17 protein-coding genes, 1 tRNA gene and 2 pseudogenes are annotated in these 24,438 nt (G+C 64.6%); 6 read left to right on the top strand and 14 right to left on the bottom strand.

Features of this window, described 5'->3' with window-relative positions:
• From WJ35_RS23005 to WJ35_RS22985, 5 genes are all read right to left on the bottom strand, one after another.
• Positions 1-765 (bottom strand): Crp/Fnr family transcriptional regulator, encoded by a 765-nt coding sequence (locus WJ35_RS23005; RefSeq protein WP_069240069.1) that lies wholly within the window; start codon positions 763-765, stop codon positions 1-3.
• Positions 766-1,366: 601 nt separating this feature from the next.
• On the bottom strand, positions 1,367-2,188 hold the full coding sequence (locus WJ35_RS23000) for an alpha/beta fold hydrolase (RefSeq protein ID WP_069240068.1): 822 nt from the start codon (positions 2,186-2,188) through the stop codon (positions 1,367-1,369).
• 103 nt (positions 2,189-2,291) lie between these two features.
• Complete coding sequence (locus tag WJ35_RS22995) at positions 2,292-3,173, bottom strand: alpha/beta fold hydrolase (protein ID WP_069240067.1); 882 nt, start codon at positions 3,171-3,173, stop codon at positions 2,292-2,294.
• Positions 3,174-3,224: 51 nt separating this feature from the next.
• Positions 3,225-4,238 (bottom strand): MBL fold metallo-hydrolase, encoded by a 1,014-nt coding sequence (locus tag WJ35_RS22990; protein WP_069240066.1) that lies wholly within the window; start codon positions 4,236-4,238, stop codon positions 3,225-3,227.
• Positions 4,239-4,634: 396 nt separating this feature from the next.
• A complete protein-coding gene (locus WJ35_RS22985; protein WP_011881880.1) occupies positions 4,635-5,579 on the bottom strand; it encodes a 3-hydroxyacyl-CoA dehydrogenase NAD-binding domain-containing protein in 945 nt (314 codons plus the stop codon).
• Between the two features lie 243 nt (positions 5,580-5,822).
• On the opposite strand from WJ35_RS22985, the gene WJ35_RS22980 reads away from it, so the two are divergent.
• The 4 genes from WJ35_RS22980 (at position 5,823) to WJ35_RS22965 (ending at position 9,973) form a co-directional block, all read left to right on the top strand.
• A complete protein-coding gene (locus tag WJ35_RS22980; protein ID WP_011881879.1) occupies positions 5,823-6,707 on the top strand; it encodes a LysR substrate-binding domain-containing protein in 885 nt (294 codons plus the stop codon).
• A 333-nt stretch (positions 6,708-7,040) separates the two neighbouring features.
• Complete coding sequence (locus WJ35_RS22975; RefSeq protein WP_011881878.1) at positions 7,041-7,835, top strand: acetoacetate decarboxylase; 795 nt, start codon at positions 7,041-7,043, stop codon at positions 7,833-7,835.
• A gap of 137 nt (positions 7,836-7,972) precedes the next feature.
• On the top strand, positions 7,973-8,872 hold the full coding sequence (locus WJ35_RS22970; protein ID WP_014725162.1) for a LysR family transcriptional regulator: 900 nt from the start codon (positions 7,973-7,975) through the stop codon (positions 8,870-8,872).
• A gap of 162 nt (positions 8,873-9,034) precedes the next feature.
• A complete protein-coding gene (locus WJ35_RS22965; RefSeq protein ID WP_059475252.1) occupies positions 9,035-9,973 on the top strand; it encodes a LysR family transcriptional regulator in 939 nt (312 codons plus the stop codon).
• Between the two features lie 16 nt (positions 9,974-9,989).
• Here WJ35_RS22965 and WJ35_RS22960 read toward each other — a convergent pair whose 3' ends face one another.
• From WJ35_RS22960 to WJ35_RS22935, 6 genes are all read right to left on the bottom strand, one after another.
• Complete coding sequence (locus tag WJ35_RS22960) at positions 9,990-11,132, bottom strand: AraC family transcriptional regulator (protein WP_014725164.1); 1,143 nt, start codon at positions 11,130-11,132, stop codon at positions 9,990-9,992.
• Between the two features lie 59 nt (positions 11,133-11,191).
• Entirely contained in the window at positions 11,192-12,127 is a 936-nt protein-coding gene (locus WJ35_RS22955; RefSeq protein ID WP_069240065.1) for an electron transfer flavoprotein subunit alpha/FixB family protein, read from the bottom strand.
• 16 nt (positions 12,128-12,143) lie between these two features.
• Positions 12,144-12,893 carry an electron transfer flavoprotein subunit beta/FixA family protein gene (locus tag WJ35_RS22950; protein WP_069240064.1) on the bottom strand — a complete coding sequence of 250 codons (750 nt, stop codon included), beginning with the start codon at positions 12,891-12,893 and terminating at the stop codon, positions 12,144-12,146.
• Positions 12,894-13,083: 190 nt separating this feature from the next.
• Positions 13,084-14,781: an electron transfer flavoprotein-ubiquinone oxidoreductase gene (locus WJ35_RS22945; protein WP_011881872.1), complete on the bottom strand. Its 1,698-nt coding sequence runs from the start codon at positions 14,779-14,781 to the stop codon at positions 13,084-13,086.
• 13 nt (positions 14,782-14,794) lie between these two features.
• Positions 14,795-16,585: an acyl-CoA dehydrogenase gene (locus WJ35_RS22940; RefSeq protein WP_011881871.1), complete on the bottom strand. Its 1,791-nt coding sequence runs from the start codon at positions 16,583-16,585 to the stop codon at positions 14,795-14,797.
• Between the two features lie 124 nt (positions 16,586-16,709).
• Positions 16,710-17,954 carry a CaiB/BaiF CoA transferase family protein gene (locus WJ35_RS22935; RefSeq protein WP_011881870.1) on the bottom strand — a complete coding sequence of 415 codons (1,245 nt, stop codon included), beginning with the start codon at positions 17,952-17,954 and terminating at the stop codon, positions 16,710-16,712.
• Positions 17,955-18,308: 354 nt separating this feature from the next.
• Here WJ35_RS22935 and WJ35_RS22930 point away from each other — a divergent pair, with 354 nt between their 5' ends.
• On the top strand, positions 18,309-19,565 hold the full coding sequence (locus WJ35_RS22930; RefSeq protein ID WP_069240063.1) for a PucR family transcriptional regulator: 1,257 nt from the start codon (positions 18,309-18,311) through the stop codon (positions 19,563-19,565).
• 377 nt (positions 19,566-19,942) lie between these two features.
• On the top strand, positions 19,943-20,728 hold the full coding sequence (locus tag WJ35_RS22925; protein WP_011881868.1) for an enoyl-CoA hydratase-related protein: 786 nt from the start codon (positions 19,943-19,945) through the stop codon (positions 20,726-20,728).
• Between the two features lie 196 nt (positions 20,729-20,924).
• On the opposite strand, the gene WJ35_RS22920 is transcribed toward WJ35_RS22925, so the two are convergent.
• From WJ35_RS22920 to selA, 3 genes and pseudogenes are all read right to left on the bottom strand, one after another.
• Positions 20,925-21,020, bottom strand: a tRNA-Sec gene (locus WJ35_RS22920).
• A 20-nt stretch (positions 21,021-21,040) separates the two neighbouring features.
• Positions 21,041-22,962: pseudogene (gene selB, locus WJ35_RS22915) on the bottom strand (selenocysteine-specific translation elongation factor).
• Positions 22,959-24,399, bottom strand: a pseudogene (gene selA, locus WJ35_RS30665) (L-seryl-tRNA(Sec) selenium transferase). Before selA ends, selB begins: the two co-directional pseudogenes overlap by 4 nt.
• Between the last annotated feature and the right edge of the window lie 39 nt (positions 24,400-24,438).

Raw genomic sequence — 24,438 nt, 5'->3', positions numbered from 1 at the left:
CTAGACCATTCGCGCGCCGAGCGCCGGTAACGCACCGGCGTCGAGTGCGAGGAGGCGCCGCGTTTCGTCGCGGATCGCCCGATGACAGCCGCAACTCGCTCGTTCGAGGCGCGCGAGATCCGTCAGCACGATGACGCCGCGACGCTGATGAATCAGGTCGAGCGCGTGGATCTGTCGCGTGGTTTCGGTGACGGTCTCGCGGCGCACGCCGAGCATCTGACCAAGCATGCCGTGCGTGACCGGGATTTCGATGCTGCGCGAGCGCTCGTAGCCGATCAGCAGCCAGCGCATCAGTTGATGCCGGATCGTGTGATGGCGGCTGCAGAACATCACCTGCGACGCCTGGGACAGCACCAGACTCATCCGCACGAACACCTGCCGGCGGATCGCGGCCGAGGCGGCGCACGCGTCGGCGAAACGGTGCGTACCCAGCCGATACGCGAAGCCGCCGCCATAGACGACGACCCGGCGCTGCATCGCACTGCCGACGATGTCGTCGCAGACGACGCCTTCTCGGCCGATTTCCGTCACGCCGAGCGTGCCCCTGCCCGACCCCGTGAATTGCAGCGACACACCGGCCGTCACCGGAAAATAGACGGCGTTCAGGTTCTCGCCGGCATCACATAAAAGCTCGCCGGTCCGCAGCGTCGTCAGCCGCAGATGCGGCGCCAGTTTCGAACGGCTATTTCCGTCGAGCGAGGCCAAGAAATGATTGGCGACGAGTGCATCCGGCAACTCGACGACATTGTTTTCCCGATGTGTCACGGCACGCCTCGTACGTTGGATTCCTGCCCCACGGCAACCGCACCTTTCGGTGTTTCAGCGTGCCGGGCTTAACGGTTTATTCAACGCTTTATGTCGCGGCGACGTTGAGCAAAAAGGTATCACGCAGCCCGGCCAATGGGGACGCGCCGCCCCACTACATGAAGTAATTTGACAGTTCGTACGGCTAATGCCTTCTCATTCGAATGAAGATTGGCCAATCTGATTCGCCGAGGCATCAAAAACGGAATGTGAAGTATTGATTTACGTCAATTCATTAATGAAAATGCATCGCGATGCGTTTGCCTCGGAAATAAATATCGTTTCATGGTCCGAAGTTAATGCGGGAAGTGTGCGTTATCGAGCGGTTTGCCGGTCGCATCTGTGGAAGGCAAGCCGCACGCCGGCGCACGCGATGTACTCGGAATGAATGTGACGGCGCACGGCGCCCGTCGGGGCGCCCATCGAACTGCGCCATGAGACAAGCCGGTTTCCGCACGCCCACAGCGGGACGGGAAACCGGTGAATGGGAACGATTGGGCACGGCGCCCGGAGCGGTACACCGTGCGCGATTCAAGTCAACGCAATGTGGCCGGCCGCGGCATCAAGCGCGCGCGTAGGCAAGCAGTTCGTCGTTCAAGCGCTGCGCATGCGTCAGATACAGCGCGTGCGGCCCGCGTTCGTACACGCTCAGCGTCGCGTGACGCACGCGCTGCGCCGTGACCGCGCCGGTCAGGCTCAGCGGTGCAGTCTGGTCGTCGTCGCCGTGGATCACGAGCGTCGGAACGTCGAACTTGTCGAGGTCGGGCCTGAAGTCGGTCTCGGAAAAGGCCGCGACGCAATCGAGCGTCCCCTTCAGCCCGGCCTGCAAGGCCATGAACGTCGTCCAGTCGAGCGCGGCGCGCGAGATCGTCGAGCCGGCGCGATTCGAGCCGGTGAACAACGGCCAGAAGCTCTCGAAGAATGCGGCGCGGTCGGCCAGGATGCCGGCACGAATGCCGTCGAATATGGCGATATCCGCGCCGTCGGGGTGATCGTCGCGTCGCGCCACCAGCGGCGTCACCGAACCGACCAGCACGGCCTTCGCGACGCGGCCCGTGCCGTGGCGGCCAATGTAGCGAGCCACTTCGCCGCCGCCCATCGAAAAGCCGACGAGCATCACGTCGCGCAGATCGAGCGTCTCGATCAACGTCGCGAGGTCGTCGGCAAGCGTGTCGTAGTCGTAGCCGTGCCACGGCTGCCCGGAGCGGCCGAAGCCGCGCCGGTCGTACGCGATGCAACGCAAGCCGCGCGAGGCAAGATGATGCATCTGGGCGTCCCACATGTCCGCGTTCAGCGGCCAGCCGTGGATGAAGACCACGGGACGTCCGGCGCCCCAGTCCTTGTAGTGAAGCGAAACGCCGTCGCGTGTCGTGAACGTGCTCATGCCGATTCCTCGGTGGTCGAAAGTTGGTGGCTGCCACTGGCCGCCACGGATTCGGGCAGCTGCCCGGTGAGGCTCGCGGCGTGACGATGGCGGTGCAGCGCACTCAACCGCCGGTCCAACCGCTCAGGAACTCGAGCAACAGCGCATTGACGCGCTCGGGTTGCTCCTCCTGCGGAAGATGCCCGCAGCGCGCGATCGGCTCGGCGCGCAGATTGGTCGCCATCGACTCCCACACGGCCTTCATATCGAACATGCCGCCGACCGCGTAGAAATCCTCGCCCCAGATCGCCATGGTCGGACATGCGATGCGGACGTCGGCGTCCGCCTTGTCCTGCGCGACATCCTCGGCGTTCGCCCGATAGTCGGACATCGCGCCGCGCACGGCGCCCGGCCGCTTGTACGCCTTCACGTAGGTGTCGAAGGCCTCGCCTGAGATCGCATGCGGGTTGTAGCACCAGTCCGAAAAGAAGTGGCGAAGCCACGGCTCCTCGTTGCCTGCGATCAGCGCCTCCGGCAGGTCCGGTACCTGATGGAACAGGAAGAACCAGTAGGCACGCGCCGTTTCGGGGCGCATGTTCTCCGCCACGATGCGCGTCGGCACGTTGTCCATCACGACCAGCCGGTCCACCCGCTCCGGGTGATCCTTCACCAGGCGCGTCGCCACACGCGCGCCTCGATCGTGGCCGACCAGCGCAACCTTGTCGATGCCGAGCCGATCCAGCAGACCGACGATATCGCGCGCCATGTTCCGCTTGTCGTATCCAGCGGCGGGTTTGTCGGTTTCACCGTAGCCGCGCAGGTCCGGTGCGATCACGCGATACGTGCGGGCCAGCACCGGCATCTGATGACGCCACGCGAAACTGGTCTCGGGAAAGCCGTGCAGCAACACGACTACCGGCCCGTTGCCGGCGTCGAGATAGTGTTGGCGGATACCGTTCGCGGTGAGCGTGTGATGCGTGACTTCGACATCGTTCGACGTTTCCATCGGTCGTTCCTTCGAAAAAGGCGCATGGAGGAGCGCCGCTGCGCTGCCGCGTCAGCGGCCCGGTGCAGCGCCGGCATCCGGCACCGGCGATGCGTCGTAGTTGACGGGCACCCAGTCGAAGCCGTCGCCATCCGCTCTGACGTGCCCGAGGCCCGGAAAGGAGACATGCGCGGCGCCGACGAGGTAGCGTCGCTCGGCCACCTCGCGCAGGATCTCGCGACGCGATTCGCGCGCCTGCGGCGGATCGCTGTCGTACGCGACGGTGGCTTGCGGATGCCGAAGCTGAATCGCCGCGACGTGCACGACGTCGCCCCACGCGAGCAGATGCGCCGTGCCGCTTTCGACGAGATAGGCGATTTGACCGGGCGTATGGCCGGGCAGCGAGATGGCGCGAATGCCCGGTTCGATCACGCCCGCTCCATCGAACGTCTGGAAGCGCCCCGTGGCGCGGTACGGCTCGACCACCGCGGCCGCTGCGTCGAAGAACGGCGCGAGAAGCGGCGATGCGCCCGGCTTGTTGGCCGGATCGAGCCAATAGTCGGCTTCGGTGCGATTCGCCTTGACGATCGCATTGGGAAACACGGCCGCGCCCTTCGACGCGATTCCGCCGATATGGTCTTCGTGCATATGCGTCAACAGCACTTCGTCGATCTGCTCCGGTGCATAGCCGGCCGCGCGCAGATTGTCGACGAGCTTGCCGCAGCAATCGCCGTACAGGCTCCCGGCTCCGGCATCGATGAGGATCAGCTTCTTGCCGGTGTTCACGAGGAAGGCATTGATGGAGCCCTGCACCGGCTGCTCGAGGAATGCGCGATGCAGATCGCCGTCGATGGTCGCGTTCGACACGCCCTTGACCACCTTGTCGATCGGGAACGCATGCGTTCCGTCGGAAAGCGCCGTGACTTCGAACTGGCCCACCATCGTTCGGTAGAAGCCCGGCGCCTGCTTGCCGGCAAACGGGGCGGCGGCGAACGCCGCGACGCTCCAGGCTGTCGCGACGACGGCCAATACTGACGCGACGTGCTTGCGTATCCTTCTCGATCGGTTCCCACGATCAGTCGTCATTACCGTCCTCGGTGCATGCTCAGATAGGACGAGCATAGCGACCGCGCGGCACTGGCGTCCCTAAAGTTCCTGAATCGTTCTGTGCGGTCGGGCTTGACGCGGGGGGCGGGGTCGATCGACACCGCTGGACGACGCCGTGGCCGCTTCAACGGCGCAGGCGCTGCTGGCACGCGACGGGACGTCGGTGAGAGATCGCGAAAGGTGGGGAAAGCGTGTGTGGCGAAAGGCAGCGAACCGCAATCATCGGCCGCTGAAATCCAAAACAGCCGCCGAAACGTTCACTGGCTGCCTGAACTGCCAAGATCCCGCCGGGATCGGTACAACGAAACCGCCCGGCGCCTGCCCGACCGGCTCGGTCAGGCAGGTGCCAAATGATGGCGCCGGGCGGCGTACGGCTTACTGCTTCGACTGTCCAGCAAGACGCGCCTTCAGCAGCGTCAACAGCAGCTGATCCCGCTCGGAAGCGAGCGTCTGGAAGTCACGGCCACCCACTTCCTCACGCAAGCCCGCGATCATCTTTTCGCGCACTTCCTGGGTGAATTCGAAGTCGCCGAGCGGCGTCCACCAGGTGACGAGCGGGCCGGCAAACTGATTGTAGAAATGTTCGATGCCGCCTGCGCCGCCGCCGAGATGATTCAGCATCACCGGCCCCATGACACCCCAGCGCAAGCCCGGCCCCCACGAGCAAGCCGCATCCGCATCGGCCACGCTGACCACGCCTTCGCTGACGAGCGACATGATTTCGCGAACCAGCACACCCTGCAGTCGGTTGGCGACGTGGCCAGGCACTTCCTTGTTGAGCCGGATCGTCTTCTTGCCGAGCGCGGTGTAGAACGCGTCCGCGCGATCGATCGCCTCGGCAGCGGTCCGCTTGCCCGCGACGAGCTCGACGAGCGGGATCAGGTGCGGCGGGTTGAACGGGTGGCCGACGATGCAGCGCTCGGGATGCCGTTCGCAACCCTCCTGGATGTCCGTCATGGTCAAACCCGACGAGCTGGTCGCGATAATGACGTCCGGACGCAGCATCGCATCGAGCTGACGATACAGTTCGTGCTTGAACGGCAGACGCTCCGGACCGTTTTCCTGGACGAAGTCGACATCGGCAAGGTCGTTCATATCGGTCGTAAACGTCAGGCGCGCCTGCGAGCCGCCCGGCACGACGGCGCCCAGCGTTTCCATCGCAGGCCACGCCTTTGCGATGTACTCGCGCAAGGATTTTTCCGCGCCCGGCGCGGGATCGGTCGCGACGACGTCGAACCCCTGAGCCAGAAACAACGCACTCCAGCTGGCTCCGATGACCCCGGTACCGACTACCCCGATCTTCCGAATATTCTTGCTCATATGGCGACTCGCAATGACTGATAGAGAAATTGGCGCGACGCCGCAGACCGCCGGCGTGGTCTCACCTACTCTCGTGGACCGTGGACCGCGCAGCATGCTGCATTCGGGGTGGGTCAGCGAGCCGGACGGCAGCCTGCATCGAAACGAGTCGATTGCGTCGCGCCTCAAAGTCTAGTCGAGCAGAACCGCGACGCTCCAATACTTTGTGGCACCGACCCTATGCCTCGGCGCTATACTTTCGCGATGGAAATCCGACACTTTCGATATTTTCTGGCGATCGCCGAGGCGGGGAGTTTTGCGGAAGGGGCCAAGCGACTGTGCATTGCCCAGCCGTCGCTGACGCGGCAAATTCGGGCGTTGGAGGACCAGCTTGGTTGCCCGTTGTTCGTGCGGTCCTGGCAAGGCGTGCAACTGACGGATAGCGGCGAAATCCTGCTCAGGGAAGCCCGGCTCGCCGTCGCCCAGTTCGACCTGGCGCTCAAGCGCACGCGGGAAGGCAAACAACATCCGCGGAAACTCGCTCTCGGCATGATTCCCGGCACGGAAGACGAACTGATGGGGCGCATCTCGGCCGCCCTCGGTCCCGAGTTGCAGGACATCGCGATCGACGTTCACAGCAAGCTGCATCTCGATCTGATTCGCGCGCTGGAAAACGGCCGCATCGACGCGGCATTCGTCCGCCAGGGCGATATCGGTCCGGAATGGACGAGCCGGACGGTCCAGGCCGAAGACCTGATCGCCATCCTGCCTCGCGGGCACGCGTTGCTGAACAAACGCCGCCTGTCGCCGGCCGATCTGTCCAAAGAACGCATCATCGCGGTGGCCGCGGCCGCCGCGCCCGCGCTACGCGCAACCATCGACGCATTCCTCCATCAGGACGGCACCGCGCCCGCAAAGCCGCCTCTCGAGGCCGACGGAATGTTGAGCATTTTCTCGCTGGTCGCCGCGACCGGACTCTGCAGCCTCGTGCCGAGCCATTTCGCGCGCATGCTGCCCAAGGGGATGGCTACGCGACGCCTGACCGCATTTGATAGCAGCCGGCTCAATCTCGTGCTGGCCTATGCGGGCAATCGCGCCTCGCCGATCGTGTCGCGCCTCGCCGCGCAGATGGGCGCAACGGTCAACTGAATCGAGCCTGTCCCGACCGGACGCAACGTTCCGCATCATGCCGGCGAAAGATCGCGCGGCGCCCCATCCCCGATCACTCGTTGCATCGCACGCAGCCGAAGCGCCATGCGATGACCGAATTTGCATGTCGGGTTGAGCAACGCGGAATTCAATTTCCTCCAGGCATGCAATTCATAAAAAGAATTCAATTTATTTAAGAAAAATCGAAATCTAGACTGTTCACAGCCGGGGTTACCTGATGCCTGTTTCCGGTGCGAGCGACGCGGGCTCAGCGCCCGCAGATCCGGCGCACCACCCTCGCCTCTCGAAAGTTTTGCCGACCAAGGACCCATTGTGAACATCAGCGACGTCAAGCAACGCGCAGTTTCGATTCCCCTCACCAGCCCGACCTATCCGCAAGGCCCGTACAAATTCGTCAATCGCGAATTCCTGATCGTGACGTACCGTACCGATGCGAAGAAACTTCGGGAGCTGGTTCCCGAACCGCTCGAAATCGACATGGACAATCCGCTCGTCAAGTTCGAGTTCATTCGCATGCCGGATTCCAGCGGCGGATTCGGCGACTACACGGAATCGGGGCAGGTCATTCCCGTGACGTACAAGGGCCGCCGCGGCACCTACACGCACGCGATGTTCCTCGACGACCACGCACCGACTGCCGCCGGCCGCGAGCTGTGGGGTTTCCCGAAGAAAATGGCGAAGCCGTCGCTCGAAGTCGACACCGACACGATCGTCGGCGAACTGCGCTACGGCAAGGTGCTGGTGGCGAGCGCGACGATGGGCTACAAATTTCAGGAGCTCGACGCTCAAGCCGCCAAGGCGACCATCGAGGCGCCCGGCTATCTGCTGAAGATCATCCCGCACGTCGACGGTTCGCCGCGCATCCTCGAGCTGGTCGAATACCGCTGCCAGGACGTCACGATCAAGGGCGCCTGGACCGGCCCGGTCGGCCTCGAGCTGTTTTCGCACGCGCTCGCACCGCTGAAAGACCTGCCCGTGCTCGAGATTCTCTCCGGCACGCACATCCTGGCCGACCTTACCCTCGGCCTCGGCCACGTCGTTCACGATTACCTCGCCCATCCGTCCGCGCACCACGCGCACAAGGAGGCCGCCGACGCCCTGGCGTGAATGAGCGAGCGAGGCGCACACTCCCGGGCGTGCGCCTCACTGCCGGCGACATCGTAACCATCGCGCACCGCTGCAATCCGACGCGCATTTGCACTTCGGGCGATAATCCGTCGGTCCAATCATCGCCAAGAAGTGCAATGGACTTGAAGGCATTTCGCTATTTCGACGAGATCGTCAGGCAAGGGAATTTCGGCAAGGCAGCCAAGCGCCTTCCGCTGTCTCAACCGGCACTGAGCAAAGCGATTCGACTGCTGGAAGACGAACTGGGTGTCACGCTGCTCGAACGCGGCAGACGCGGCGTCGCCGTCAAGCTCACGTCTGCCGGCGAAGTCGTTCTGCAACATGCGAGAGCCATCCTGGCAGAGCGCGAGCGGATGCAATTCGATCTCGACGCGCTGCGCGACCTCGATCGCGGCGAACTCCGTCTGGGACTGCCACCGGTCGGTAGCGCAGAGTTGTTTGCCGCTCCTTTGGCGGAATTCCGCGAGCGATATCCAGGCGTGTCGATTCATCTGCACGAACATGGCAGCGCCGAACTGGAGCAAGCCGTGCGAGACGGCGAACTCGAGCTCGCGGCAACGATGCTGCCGGTGCGAACCGATCTGCAAGCGATGTTCATCCGGCGCGAGCCGATGGTGCTCGCGGTACCTCGCGGCCATGCGCTCGAAACGCACGTCCGTGTCCACCTGCATGAGCTGAATGGCGTGCCGTTCATTGCGCTGAATGAAGGATTCGCATTGACGCGCAGGCTGCGCGAAGCGTGCATTGCCCAAGGTTTCACGATCAACGAAGTCGCGCATAGCGCCCAGCCGAATTTCGCACTTGCGCTCGTCGCGGCGGGTTTGGGCGTGACGTGTCTGCCGCGGCTGGTCGCGCGCCGACACGGCAATGCCGGCGTGCGCCTGATCGATCTGGATGCGCCCGGACTGGAATGGCGTGTCGCGATCGTGTGGCGCAAGGGCACGACGCTATCCTGGGCCGCACGTGCGTGGCTCGACCTCATCAAGCCGGACGATGCCGGAGTTCCCCTCGACTAGCGACCGAGGCCGACAATCGCGACGCGCCACGTCGGCCGACGACCCACCTGCCGGGCCACGCCCTCGCCCGCATCCGGCATTGCGGCCCGCTTCGTCAGCGTCCACGAATCGCTGCGCCGATCATGGTCACCGATATCTCGCGCGCTTTCCTTCCAGAGTCACATGAAGATGGATTTTTTCGCTGCAATTGGCATATTCGTACGCGTCGTGGAGTCGGGCAGCTTTACCGCCGCCGCCCGGCAAGTGAATGGCTCGACCGCCCAGATATCGCGCGCCGTCGCATTTCTTGAAAGACAGCTCGGGGTCCGCTTGCTCAACCGCACGACGCGTCACATCGGCATGACGGAAAGCGGCGAACGCTACTTCAAGCGCGCGAAATCGATTCTTGCGGACATCGAGCATGCGTCAGCCGAAGCGCGGAACCGGCTCGCAAAGCCGTACGGAAAGCTGCGGGTACACGCGATGCCGAGTCTCGGGTTACGTTACCTGACGTCCGCGATGGTTCAGTACCAGGTGTCGAATCCCGACGTCAAAATCGAACTGACGCTGTCGGAACGATTCCCGAACCTGATCGAGGACGGCATCGACGTCTCGCTGATGGCAACGGCCGACTTGCCGACTTCGAGCTATGTCTCGAAGGCGCTCGGCGGCAACTACAGCGTACTCGTCGCGTCGCCGGACTACGTGCAGAGAAGCGGCATGCCGTCGACGGTCACGGACCTCGCGGCACATAGCTGCCTCACCTTGAACGCGCCGAACTCGGCTCCCGAAAAATGGCGTCTGCACGGCCCGGACGGCGAGCATGCCCATCTGGTTCAGGCCTCGCCGTTTCAGGTCAACATGCCGGATGCCATGCGCTTCGCGCTGCTCGCGGGCGCCGGCATCGGCCCGCTGACGCTGCATTCGGCGATCGACGATCTTCGCCGCGGCACGCTGGTTCGGGTCCTGCCGGAATATCGCGTCAATGCGCTGACGGTGTATGCGCTCTATACGTCGAAGCGCTATCTGGATGCGAAGGTCAGCACCTTCGTTCAGCATCTGCACGGCATCGCCTTGCCCGCGTTCGAACCCCCCGACACGCTCGTCGCGGCGAATCGCTAACGAGAGGCGCCGGCAATCAGCCGGCCTGCCGACGGGCCTTCCACGGCTGCTGGCGGTATGTCGCCGGCGTGCTGCCCGTCCAGTGCCGGAAGGCGCGATAGAACGCCGTCGGATCGTCGAAGCCGACACTATTGGAGACGGCCTCGATCGAATCGTCCGAGCGCGTCAGCCGATAGATCGCAACGTCCCGCCGCACGTCGTCCTTGATCGCTTGAAAACTCGTGCCGTCGTCCGCCAGGCGTCGTGCCAGCGTACGCACCGACACGTGCAATTCCCGCGCGACCGTCTCGATCGTCGGCATGCTCGGCAACGCATTCTCGATCAACCGGCGAACGCGATGACAAGCCATCTGCTCGGCAAATGAAGTGAAGATCCAGTCTTCCGGCGCGCGGCGCAGGAACTCCTCCAGATCCGGCTTTCGTCGGGAAATCGGACGATCGAGGTAACCGGCATCGAAGAAGAGGCAGGTCTTGTCCCTGCCGAACCGCACCGGTCCGGGAAACAGGTACAGCAAGTCCCCCGACTGCGTCGGCCGAAGGAATCTGAATGAAACTTCGCGCAGCGCGATCTTCTGCCCGATCAGCCATGACGCGACGCCATGGACGAGCTTCAGCATCAGCTCGCTGCCCAGCGCGCTGACCGGCCGGCCGTCCGGATCAGGAATGAATTCGACGCAGGCGAGCGCGCCCTCTCGCCACGACGCGAGGCGAAAATCGTCGAGTATCAGGCGAAAGAACTGACCGATACGGTTCAACGCGACATCGAGCCGGGGTGCATCGATCAGACTGAGGCAAAGATATTTCAACAGCCCGCTTCTTAAGGGACGACTGAAAATGCCCGGCATTTCATCGTCCAGCTCCGTCGCCAGCAGGCGATACAGCGTCGCGAACTGCTGCTGCGTCACGCGCGCGGCCGGCTTCTCCAATAGGTGGGCCGGGATGCCGGAGCGTTCGGCAAGGCGCACGACGACTTCGCGTTCGGCCCCGGCCAGAAAGCCGTTGACCACCGAGATCGGGACTGTGGCCAGCGGATAGGTCGAAAAGCTGTCTAGCACGGTATCGAATGTTTTCTTGCCACTACGTTCGAAGGCGATGGCGTGCAAGGTGCTGCGGCATGGTCGACAGCCGACGGATGGCGTGTCGACGGCCGGCTCCTCCATCGCGCTACCGCGACAGAGGAGCCGGGGAGCTTGCGCTCACTGGCTACGCAATGCCGTCGTCAGCCCAGCGCGCTTACGAGCTCCGGCACGAGCGTGAACAGATCGCCGACGAGACCGTAGTCGGCCACGCTGAAGATCGGCGCTTCCGGATCCTTGTTGATCGCGACGATCACCTTCGAATCCTTCATGCCGGCCAAGTGCTGGATCGCACCCGAGATACCGATCGCGATGTACAGCTGCGGCGCGACGATCTTGCCGGTCTGGCCGACCTGATAGTCGTTCGGCACGTAGCCGGCGTCGACCGCCGCGCGCGAGGCGCCGAGCGCTGCCGACAGCTTGTCGGCCAGCGGCTCCAGCACCTTCGTGTAGTTCTCGCCGCTGCCCAGGCCACGGCCGCCCGACACGATGATGCTGGCCGACGTCAGCTCCGGACGGTCCAGCTTCGTCACTTCACGGCTGACGAATTGCGACTTGCCGGCGTCCGCTGCCGCGTCGATCTTCTCGACCGCCGCGCTGCCGCCTTCCGCCGCAACCGGATCGAAGCCCGTCGCACGCACCGTGATCACCTTGATCGGGTCGCTCGACTGCACCGTCGCGATCGCGTTGCCCGCGTAGATCGGGCGCTCGAACGTGTCGGCCGAATCGACCGCCGTGATGTCCGAGATCTGCGCGACGTCCAGCTTCGCGGCGATGCGCGGCGCGATGTTCTTGCCGTAGGCGGTCGCCGGCGCGAGGATGTGCGAGTAATCCTTCGCGATGTTCAGCGCCGTCGCCTCGACGTTTTCCGCGAGGCCTTCGGCCAGCTGCGGCGCGTCGGCCAGCAGCACCTTCGACACACCCGCGATCTTCGCTGCCGCATCCGCCGCGGCTTGTGCGTTGTGGCCCGCGACCAGCACGTGAATGTCGCCGCCGATCTTCTGCGCCGCCGCCACCGTGTTCAGCGTCGCGGCCTTGATCGACGCGTTGTCGTGTTCTGCAATCACCAGAATCGTCATTTCCTTGCGCTCCCTCTTACAGCACCTTGGCTTCGGTCTTCAGCTTCTCGACCAGCGTCTTCACGTCCGGCACCTTCACGCCGGCCGCGCGCTTCGGCGGCTCGACCACCTTCAGCGTCTTCAGGCGCGGCGCAACGTCCACGCCGAGGTCTTCCGGCTTCACCGTTTCCAGCGGCTTCTTCTTCGCCTTCATGATGTTCGGCAGCGTCACATAGCGCGGCTCGTTCAGGCGCAGGTCGGTCGTGACCACCGCCGGCAGCGTCAGCGACAGCGTTTCCGCGCCGCCGTCGACTTCGCGCGCGACTGTCGCACGGCCGTCGGCGATCGTCACCTTCGACGCAAACGTCGCCTGCGGCAGGCCCGCGAGCGCGGCAAGCATCTGGCCGGTCTGGTTCGAATCGTCGTCGATCGCCTGCTTGCCGAGGATCACCAGCTGCGGCTGCTCCTTGTCGACCAGCGCCTTGAGGATCTTCGCGACGGCGAGCGGCTCGACGCTGTCGTTCGACTCGACGAGGATCGCGCGGTCCGCGCCGATCGCCAGCGCCGTGCGCAGCGTTTCCTGCGCCTGCGCAACGCCGACCGACACCGCGACGATTTCCGTCGCCACGCCCGCTTCCTTCAGGCGCACCGCTTCCTCGACGGCGATTTCGTCGAACGGGTTCATCGACATCTTCACGTTCGCGATGTCGACGCCCGTGTTGTCCGACTTCACGCCGACCTTCACGTTTGCATCGACGACTCTCTTTACTGCTACAAGGATCTTCAAGCCATTCTCCTGAATTTCAACATTGCCGCATGCCATCCAGCGGCAACTCGTGCCGTCCGGCGCACCGATGCGCCGCCGGCTGTCGCGGATCCGCGCCGATACCGCTCATAAGCGACCGGATATCGACGCAGGCTATCCGCCTAAAAATGGACGTCGCTCGACCCGCAGCGCACTGCCCGCTACGCATCCGTCACATGTTCGGGTAGTTCGGCCCGCCGCCGCCTTCCGGCGTGACCCACACGATGTTCTGCGTCGGGTCCTTGATGTCGCAGGTCTTGCAGTGCACGCAGTTCTGCGCGTTGATCACGAGGCGATCGCTGCCGTCGTCGTTCTTCACGAACTCGTATACCGCCGCCGGGCAGAACCGCCCCTCCGGCCCGGCATACGTGCGCAGGTTCACGTTCACCGGCACGCTCGCGTCCTTCAGCGTCAAGTGCGCCGGCTGGTTCTCCTCGTGATTCGTGTTCGAGATGAACACCGACGACAACCGGTCGAACGTCAGCTTGCCGTCCGGCTTCGGATACTCGATCGGCGTGCATTGCGACGCGGGCTTCAGCATCTCGTGATCCGCATGCTTGTGATGCAGCGTCCACGGCACGTTGCCGCCCAACAGCTTTTGCTCGATGCCGACCATCAGCGTGCCGAGGTACAACCCCTTCGCCATCCACTGCTTGAAGTTGCGCGCGCGGTGCAGCTCCGCATGCAGCCAGGATCGCTTGAATGCGTTCGGATACGCGCTGAGCTCGTCGCCGCGGCGGCCCGTCTGCACTGCATGGAACGCGGCTTCCGCCGCCAGCATGCCGGTCTTGATCGCCGCGTGGCTGCCTTTGATACGCGACGCGTTCAGGAAGCCTGCGTCGTCGCCAATCAGCGCACCGCCGGGGAACACCGTCTTCGGCAACGACAGCAGCCCGCCCGCGGTGATCGCACGCGCGCCGTACGACACGCGCTTGCCGCCTTCGAGGAACGTACGGATCGACGGATGCGTCTTGTAGCGCTGGAACTCCTCGAACGGCGACAGGTACGGGTTCGTGTAGCCGAGGCCGACCACGAAACCGACCATGACCTGGTTCTTGTCCATGTGATACAGGAACGAACCGCCGTAGGTGTCCGACTTCAGCGGCCAGCCGGCCGTGTGGATCACGAGGCCCGGCTTGTGCTTCGCCGGATCGATCTCCCACAGCTCCTTGATGCCGATGCCGTACGCCTGCGGATCCGCGTTCGCGTCGAGCTTGAACTTCGAGATCAGCTGGCGGCCCAGATGACCGCGGCAACCCTCGGCGAACAGCGTGTACTTCGCGTGCAGTTCCATGCCGAGCTGGAAGTTCTCGGTCGGCTCGCCGTCCTTGCCTACGCCCATGTTGCCGGTGGCGACGCCCTTCACCGAGCCGTCGTCGTTGTAGAGGATCTCCGCGGCCGGAAAGCCGGGGAAGATCTCGACGCCGAGCGCTTCGGCCTGCGTGCCGAGCCAGCGCGTGACGTTGCCCAGTGAAATCACGTAGTTGCCGTGATTCCTGAAGTTGCTCGGCAGTGCCCAGCTCGGCACGGCCTTGGCGTCGGTCTCGCTCAGGAACAGGAAGCGATCTTCCGTGACCTCGACGTCGAGCGGCGCACCCAGCGCCGCCCAGTCGGGGATCAACTCGCTGATCGCGCCCGGGTCCATCACGGCGCCCGACAGAATGTGCGCGCCGATCTCGGAACCCTTCTCGAGCACGCACACACCGATCTCGGCGCCCTTCTCCTTGGCCAGCTGCTTGAGCCGGATCGCCGCCGACAGCCCTGCCGGGCCGCCGCCGACGATCACGACGTCGTACTCCATCGATTCGCGCGGACCATACTGTTCGACGAGTGCGGCCTGGCGCGCCGAGCGGCAATCTATTTCGTTCATATGCGGGACCCAGTCAGAACTGGTCCTCCGTCAGGGCGAGCACGCCCTCCCCGCCCTTGGCGCCGACGATCGACGCCTCATACGACAACGCACGCGGCAGAATGAACTCTGCATAGAACTGCCCGATGGCGATCTTCGCGCCGTAGAACGCCTGATCCTCCTGCAGCTTCTTCGCCGCGATCAGCATCGCTCGCGCCATTTGCCATCCGCCGAGAACCACGCCCGCCAGCTGCAGATACAACACGCTGCCGATGAAGACCGCATTGGGATCGCGTTTCATGTTCGCGATGACGAATTCCATCGCATGCTCGAACGAGCGTGCGCCTTGCTCGAGATGCTTGCGCATCGACGCGAACGCCGCACCGTCGTGTGCCGACAGTTCCTCGACCGTCTTCGCGATTTCACCCAGCAGGAACTTCGCCACGACACCGCCGTCGCGGAACGTCTTGCGGCCGACGAAATCGTTCGCCTGGATCGCCGTCGTGCCTTCGTAAATGGTCAGAATGCGCGAGTCGCGGTAGAACTGTGCCGCGCCCGTCTCCTCGATGAAACCCATCCCGCCGTGAACCTGCACGCCGAGGCTCGTCACTTCGAGCGACAGTTCGGTGCTCCAGCCCTTGACGATCGGAACCAGGAACTCGTAAATCGCCTGATGATGCGCACGGGTGGCAGCATCCTCGTGCTGATGCGCGATGTCGTTGTGAGCGGCCGCCACGTATGCGATGGCACGCGACGCGTCGGTCAACGCGCGCATCGTCCCGAGCATGCGGCGCACGTCGGGGTGATGGATGATCGTCACCGCCTCCTTCGCCGAGCCATCGACCGGCCGGCTCTGGACACGCTCCTTCGCATATTCGACGGCCTTCTGGTACGCGGCCTCGGAAATGCCCACGCCTTGCAGGCCGACGGCGAAACGCGCGGCGTTCATCATGATGAACATGTATTCGAGGCCGCGGTTCTCCTCGCCGACGAGATAGCCGGTCGCGCCGCCATGATCGCCGAACTGAAGCACGGCGGTCGGGCTGCCCTTGATGCCGAGCTTGTGTTCGATCGACACGCACTGGACGTCGTTGCGCGCGCCGAGCGAGCCGTCTTCGTTGACGAGGAACTTCGGCACGACGAACAGCGAAATGCCCTTCACCCCTTCCGGTGCGCCGGGCGTACGGGCCAACACCAAATGAATGATGTTCTCCGTCATGTCGTGCTCGCCCCAGGTGATGAAGATCTTGGTGCCGAACACCTTGTACGACCCGTCCTGCTGCGGCTCGGCGCGCGAACGCACCATCGACAGATCCGAGCCGGCCTGCGGCTCGGTCAGGTTCATCGTGCCGGTCCATTCGCCGGAGATCATCTTCGGCACGTAACGCGCCTTCTGTTCGTCGCTGCCCGCCGTGAGCAGCGCTTCGATCGCACCGTCGGTGAGCATCGGGCACAACGCGAACGCTACGCTGGCCGCGTTCAGCATTTCGGCGCAGGGCGTCGCGATCAGTTTGGGCAGCCCCTGTCCTTCGTAATCGACCGGATGCTTGACGCCCTGCCAGCCGCCGGCGGCGAACAGCTTGAAGGCGTCCGAGAAACCGGGACACGCGTTCACCACACCGTCCTTCCACGTATTGCCATGCTTGTCGCCGAGCACGTTCAGCGGCGCGACGACCTCGTTGCTGAACTTCGCTGCCTCTTCGATAACCGCCTGTGCAGTCTCGGCCGTGGCGTCCTCACACCCCGGGAGTGCGCTGATTCGATCGAGTTGGGCGAGTTCGTTGACCACGAACAGAATATCTTTTACCGGTGCGACAAAACTCATCGTACTTCTCCATTCAGTTAGATCTACATCTTGCCGAGCCATCGATTGGCCCGACTTGAAGCGACCACGACAGTGACGCCGGACGCCTGTGCGTCGAGCGTCTACCGCCGTGCCGCATGCGGCATCACTTCGATTGCGCGGCCTGATCCAGTTGCGCGACGACCTTGTCGTTGATCAGCCGCTCGATCTCGTTCGCGTCGTAGCCCAGCGTTGCGAGCACGTCCCGGCTGTGCTCGCCGAGATCCGGCGCGCGGCGCGGCTTCACCTTGTCGACACCAGAGATCTGCATCGGGCTATTGACCGTATAGGTCGTCTTCTCGCCGGCTTCGCCCAGCGGGACGAACACCTCGTTCGCATACATCTGCTCGTCCTTGACGACTTCGTCGGCGACTTGCACGACACCGTAAATGACCCGCGCCTCGTCAAAGGTCTTTTTCCAGTATTCGAGCGAATGGCCGGCGAATGCCTTGTCGAGAATGCCGACGAGTTCGGTGGCGTGCTTGGTGCGGCCCTCGGAGTCCGCGAAGCGCGGGTCTTCGAGCAGCGACGGCAGATCCATTGCCTTGCACAGGCCGGGGAATTCCTTGTTCGCCTGGAGCAACATCAGCAGCAGCCAGCGGTTGTCCGCGGTGCGGTACGGATTGAACAGCGCGTTGAGCGGCGCATTGCGCGTATGCGCGCCGTAGAACTTCGCGCCGTTGAGCGCGCCCTCGGTCCAGAGCGCCGAGGCCCATGCGCCTTCGGCAATGAGCGAGGTGGAGACGCGCGAGCCTTTGCCCGTCTTCTCGCGATGATAAAGGCCCGTCACGATCGCCGAGAACAGCGTGCTGGCCGTCGCGTGATCGCCAATCCCGGGGATGGGAACGGCGGGCGGGCTATCGCCGTCGCGCGTCACTTCCATCAGCCCGGAGCGCGCCCAATAGGTCGTCACGTCGAAGCCGGGACGGTTGGCCTCGGGGCCTTTCAAGCCATAACCGGTGATGTCCGCGTAGATGAGACGGTCGTTCAGCGGCGCGAGCGCTTCGTAGGAGATGCCGAGTTTGTCGCGGACGCTGAGCGGGAAATTGACCACGACGACATCGGCCCATTTGACCAGTTTTTCGACAATGTCTTTTGCTGCGGGAGACTTGAGATCGAGTGCAAGACTCTGCTTGTTGCGGTTGGTGAGCTGCCAGGGATAGTTGGTGTCGCAGACGGGGTTCGGCGCCAGCTTGTAGAGGTTTCGATAGGGGTCGCCGGTGCCGGGCGGCTCTACCTTGATAACCGTCGCACCGAAATCGGACAGTATCGTGGTTGCCGCGGGACCGGCGATATAGCTTGCGAAATCAACGACTTTGACTTCAGAAAAAATGCTGTCGGGGTTCTGCATGATGTCTGTAGCAGGTACTCTGCGTGTTGTATGGGTGACTCGGACTTTTGGTGCTCGCCAACTGCCGATACCTTATCCCGGTGCGCAGACGACCGACATGGGAGATGTCTCCGACCCGCATGTGGTTTGTCACAATCCGCCAACTCGAACGCCGACTTTCGCCGCACGATGCCCTGCGCTTCAGAGAGCAATTTTTCGATCGGTGATAGTCTTCGGCCCGTGAACGCAAAGCTCAGCGCAAACGACACATGCAATGGAATTTGCACGTGGCGTCGCGCAATGCGTATGTGCCATCGAGACCGAGGCACCCGAGAATTTCTGGTCCGGCACCACCCTAGAGAACGATTGGCCACAATGAGAGTGATACATGTTCCGTCGCCGTCTGCGTTATTGCGGCAACAGATCAAGACAATCTCCGACGATCTGTCGACGGTGATCGAGCGCACTTATGCAGCATTAGGCGATATCGACGGCTACGAGGATCTCCCCATCTCTGTGAAGAAAGACATCGTCGACTCCATATCGATTTCGGAGCGCCTGTGGTTCCAATCGATCGTCGATGGCGAGTTTCCCGACAATGAAAGTCTGAAGACGTTTCAGGACTTCGGACGACGAAGAGTTCATCAGGGCATTTCTCTGCAGTCGCTGCTGCGAGCCTTCCGGATGGCGCTTAGAGAGGTTTGGCGCGCATGCGCCGATCTGGGCAGCAAGCACGACATCTTGCGCGACGAACTGCTGTTCGAGATTTCGCCGTACCTGATGGACTACTTCGACCACATGTCGCAACTGATCTCCTCCGCCTATCTGGATGAGCAGTACCGGCAGGCGCGCTGGCAGGAATCGTTGCGATACCAGTTGCACGACGTGGTCTTCAGCAGATCGCGCGACGACGATGCGTTTCGCAAGATCACCAAGGCGCTGGGCCTCGATCATGCCGTGCCGAGAATCGCGGTTGCGTTGGTGTCGTCGGCGCTGGACGGCGAGCCGATTCAGGCCGATCGCGCACTGGATCAGATCGTGCAAGTGACGGCGGGCATCCTCAAGACCTCGCGAGATACGCTGGTCGACGCCCGCCATCACGATCGCCTCGTCATCTGGGTTCCGTCGATACAGCAGGAATCCGCGAGCGCGAGCGACAGACGTGTCGCGGAATACATGGCGACACTGCAGGAACGATTGCCGTCCGTCACGTCGATCGGGATCGGCCTCGCCGGCGTCGGCGCACAAGGCTGGGCCGCATCGGCCGACGAGGCGATACGCGCGCTGGATTTCGGCAATCGCTTCGCGCCGGATCAGAAGGTGCATCGCTACTCGGACATCGTCATCGAGGAATGCATCCGAGGGAACGACAGCGCGCTGAATTACTTTCTTTCGCTGCTGAACGAACTGTCGGTCGAGTCGGGCGCGACCCGCACGATCGAGGCGTTCTTCACCAACAGACGGCGTCGGAAAGTGACGGCGGCCGCGCTCGACATCCATCCGAATACGCTCGACCATCGGCTCGAACGGGTGGAGAGCATTCTCGGCGCGAAGCTGGACGACGCGCGATGGATCGCCAAGCTCGAAATCGCACTGAAGTTGCGCGACGGGGCTTGCGCGTTGCCTGCGTGAGTGCGTCCATGACGCGTTGTCGTTCGCCGCAGTGACGGCCATCGTCCGAGCCGGCGACGACTCCTATCACTCGGAGCAGCCGTGCGATCGTCGCTGCCGGATGTCTGGCTGGGTTACGGCCTGCCGTTTGACCGGTTTTGCCATAGAAACGGCAGGCTTGGACATGAACATATCGACTCCACCGAGTTAGGATGTCTCGACACCTGAATCCGATGGCCGCCCGCTTACGTTCATGAACGCGTCAGGCGCACGTGTCGCACCGACGAGATGGCGGCCGTCACATTCATGCGTTCGCGACGTCTGCATCGCGGACCGCAACGGCCGCATTGCATTGCACGCACACGCATCCTCATACACTCAAGTCGAGCTCTTCGAACATGTCGAATTTCCAGAACATCCAATACGAAAAGAAGTCGGGTATTGCGTACGTCACCGTCGATCGCCCCAAATCGTTGAACGCACTGAATTTCCAGACGCTCACTGAAATCACCGCGGCGTTCGAGGACGCACGCGACGACGATGCCGTTCATGGCGTGATCGTAACGGGCTCGGGAAACAAGGCGTTCGTCGCAGGGGCTGACATCTCCGAGATCGCCGCACTGTCGGCCGTCGCCGCGGAGAAATTTGCAGGGCTCGGGCATTCGACCATGAATCTGATCGAGACGCTCGGCAAGCCGGTCATCGCCGCTGTGAACGGATTCGCGCTGGGCGGCGGCTGCGAGCTGGCCATGGCCTGCACCATGCGCATCGCGTCCGAACATGCCAAGTTCGGACAGCCGGAGGTCAAGCTCGGCATCATTCCGGGCTTCGGCGGTACCCAGCGGCTTCCGCGGCTCGTCGGAAAGGGAATCGCGATGCAGTTGATCCTGACCGCGGCGCTCATCGACGCCAACGAAGCGCATCGCATCGGCCTCGTCAACGAGGTGGTGGAAGCGGACAAGTTGATCGCGCGCGCGGAGCAGATTCTGAATCAGATCGCCGCGAATGCTCCCATCGCAACGCGGCTCGCCATCACGGCCGTCAACCAGGGGGTCGAGGCGAGCCTCGAGCAGGCCTTGAGCCTCGAGCGTGCGCTGTTCGCGGTGTGCGCGGCGACGGAGGACAAGGCCGAAGGTACGGCGGCTTTTCTCGACAAGCGCGCACCGACGTTCCAGTCGAAATGACGCTCTGATGATGTCGCCGGCGCGGTGATGGCATATTCGCAAGCTCAGCATCGTGCCGAAAAGTCGACCTCTCAGGGCAGCCTCTACTACCGCGCTCTTCGTAAAACGAAAATGCCGTTCAGTTGCTCAACTGAGCGGCATTAGCGGCCTGAGGCGCATTTACGGAAGTCGCGCGGAATGCGCGACAAGCGTTGACTGGCGGAAGGCAGCAGGAGTCGAACCTACCCAGGAGCGTCTGACGCCCCTAACCGGATTTGAAGTCCGGCCGTACCACCGGATACGAATGCCTTCCTTGGGAGAAAAAACAGATACCTACGCCGTCGTATCGAGCCAGCCGCTATCAGGGCGCAGGAAGTGAAGATCGCGGTGGAAGCGAGTATACCCAACCCGATCGAAGAATTCGAGGATCTGGATCGCGCGCTTGCGGCCGAGCCCCGTTGCATCGCGGAACGTCGCGGCATCCACGCCGCCCGCGCGCGCCTGCGCGAGCTGCGCAACGAGCACGGCCAGTTCGCGCGCCACGTCCGCGTGATAGAACAGGTCGCGCACGACCTGATGCACGTCGCCGCGCCGCGCGAGCTTGCGCAGCAGCGCGCGCACCGCCTCCTCGGCCGCGCCGGTCGCGCCGGCGAGATCGCGCACCCACGGCGGATCGAAACGTCCCGCACGAGCGGCAACAGCGTCTGCGCGAGCGCCTCCTCGCGCGCATCCAGACTCACCGCGTGCGACGGCAGATGCAGCCACGGGCCGCTTCGCGCCGCTTCGCCGCCGTCGACCAGCACGTCGACGAGCGCACGCCACAGCACGTCGTCGACGAGCGGCGCGGCTATCCGGCGCAAACGCGCCGCATCGAGCCCCTGCTCGTCCGGCACGCGCTCGTGATACGCACGCAGCGTGTCGAGCGTTTTCGCCTGCAGCGCACGCCAGTGCTCGCGCGCGATCACGCAGCCGTCGTTCGCCGCGGGACCGTGCTGGCCGATCGCCAGCGCGTCGTCGGGCAACGTCAGCGCGTCCGGCGCGAAACCGGTCAGGTGCGTGAGCGTCGCGCGCGGAAGGCCGAGCGGCGCCTGTGCGAGCAGCGCGTCGAGCCGCCCCTCGTCGAGCCACGCCGCGAGCGCGTCGAGCCACGCGCGGCGCGCGGGCGTGCGGCGCTTGCGCGCGGGGCCGAACGGATCGAGCACGCGGCCGCCGCCGACGGTGCGCGTCGCCTGCGGATTGCGCACGATGAAGCGGTCGCCCGGCAGCGCGAACACCGGCTCGTCGAACACCAGTTGCACGCGCATCCGCTGGCCCGCCGCGAGCGAATCGCCGTCGAGCAGCGCGACGTGCGCGACCCGATGCAGCGTGCCGAGATGGACGTGCAGCGGCGCCCAGTGCGTGAGCGTCAACCCCGCATCCGCGAGCAGCGTCAACTCGACGTCGATGCGCGGCGACGTCGCGACGAGCCGCGCATCCGCAACCGTGTCACCACGCTCGACGTCGGCCTTGTCGACGCCGGCGAGATTCAGCGCGCATCGCTCGCCCGCGTGTCCGACGTCGACCGGCCGGTTCTGCGCATGAATGCTGCGCACGCGCGCCGCGCGGCCGGTGCGCACGATCGCGAGCGTCTCGCCGGTGTTCGCGTGGCCGGCGAACGCGGTGCCGGTCACGACCGTGCCCTGCCCCGCCAGCGTGAACACGCGGTCGACCGCGAGCCGGAACAGCCCGTCGTCGCGCCGCGCGCGCCACGCGATCGCCGCATCGGCCAGATGACGCTTGAGCGCCGCGACGCCGGTATCGGCCGCATCGGTCGCGCAGGTTTCGAAGACCGGCGCCTCGGCCAGCGTCGAATCGTGCAGCCATGCGGCGATCTCGTCGCGCACGTGCGCGCGCCGCGCGTCGTCGACGCGATCGCCCTTCGTCAGCGCGATCGCGCCGTGGGTGACGCCGAGCAACTGCAGGATCGCGAAATGCTCGCGCGTCTGCGGCATCACGCCGTCGTCGGCGGCGATCACGAGCAGCGCGAAGTCGATCCCGCACGCGCCGGCCGCCATCGTATGGATGAGTTTTTCGTGTCCGGGCACGTCGATCAGGCCGAGCACGTCGCCGTTGTCGAGCGGCGCATACGCATACCCGAGCTCGATCGAGATGCCGCGCGCCTTCTCTTCCTTCAGGCGATCGGTGTCGACGCCGGTCAGCGCGCGCACCAGCGTCGTCTTGCCGTGATCGATGTGCCCCGCGGTGCCGACGATCATGCCGACGGCTCCGCGATGCGCGCGCATTGCGCGACGAACGCCGCCTCGTCGGCGGCTTCGAGGCAGCGCAGGTCGAGCCGCAGCGCGCCGTCGGCGATGCGCCCGAGCACCGGGCGCGGCCATCCGCGCAGCCGCTTCTCGAGCTGCGCGAGCGCGCGGCCGCCGCGCTTGCCGTCCGGCGTGCGCACGACGAGCCCCGCGCTCGGCAACTGGTCGACCGGCAGCGCGCCGCTGCCGATCTGGCTGAACATCGCCTCGACGCCGACCGCGTAGCCGCTGCCGAGCGCCGCCTGCAGCGCCGGCTGCACGCGCGCGGCCGCCGCCGCGATCTCCGCTTTGCGGGCGCGTCAGCAGGCGCAGCGTGGTCAGCCGTTCGCGCAGGAATTCCGGCGCCTGGTACAGGCGCAGCACGGGCTCGAGCGCGGCGAGCGTCAGCTTGCCGACGCGCAGCGCGCGCTTGAGCGGATGCTTCTTGATCTTGCCGATCAGCGCGCGATCGCCGACGATCAGGCCGGCCTGCGGCCCGCCGAGCAGCTTGTCGCCGCTGAATGTGACAACGTTTGCGCCGCCGGCCACGGTTTCGCGCACCGTGGTCTCGCGCGGCAGCCCCCATTGCGTGAGATCGACGAGCGTGCCGCTGCCGAGATCGACGGCAACCGGCAGCCCGTGCTCGCGCGCGAGCGGCGCGAGTTCGGGCAGCGTCACTTCCTTCGTGAAGCCGGTGATCGCGTAGTTGCTGCAATGCACCTTCATCAGCAGCGCGGTGCGCGGGCCGATCGCCTCCGCGTAGTCGCGCAGATGCGTGCGGTTGGTCGTGCCGACTTCGCGCAGCCGCGCGCCCGCGCGGCTCATGATGTCGGGAATGCGGAACGCGCCGCCGATCTCGACCAGCTCGCCGCGCGACACGATCACTTCGCGCTTCGGCGCGAGCGCCGACAGCGTCAGCAGCACCGCGGCCGCGTTGTTGTTGACGACGGTCGCCGCCTCGGCGCCGGTCAGTTCGCACAGCAGATCGTCGATCAGGTCGTCGCGGTCGCCGCGGCGGCCCGTCGCGAGGTCGAATTCGAGATTCAGCGGCTGCGTGAGTGCGGCGACCACCGCGCGCACCGCGTCGTCGGGCAGCAGCGCGCGGCCGAGATTGGTGTGCAGCACCGTGCCCGTCAGGTTGAACACCGGGCGCACCGCGCCGGCGCTTTGCGCGGCCAGCGTCCGCGCGACGGCCGCGGCGATGCGCGTTTCGTCGAGCGGCTCGGCCGCCGCCGGGTCATGCTGCGCCGCGGTACGCCAGCACTCGAGCTCCGCGCGCACCGCCTGCAGCACGCGCGTGCGGCCGTATTCGTCCAGCACCGGCTGCAGCGGCGCCGACGACAGCACGCGCTCGACGGACGGCACGCGCGCGAGGACGGCATTCAGTTCATTCAAACCGGGTTCGGTCACGTCGAAGTGGCTCCATTTCGATGCGCGGCCCGCAGCCGG

This window comes from Burkholderia ubonensis, from assembly GCF_001718695.1.
Classification (GTDB): domain Bacteria; phylum Pseudomonadota; class Gammaproteobacteria; order Burkholderiales; family Burkholderiaceae; genus Burkholderia; species Burkholderia ubonensis_B.
This window is presented reverse-complemented; position numbering and strand designations above follow the sequence as displayed.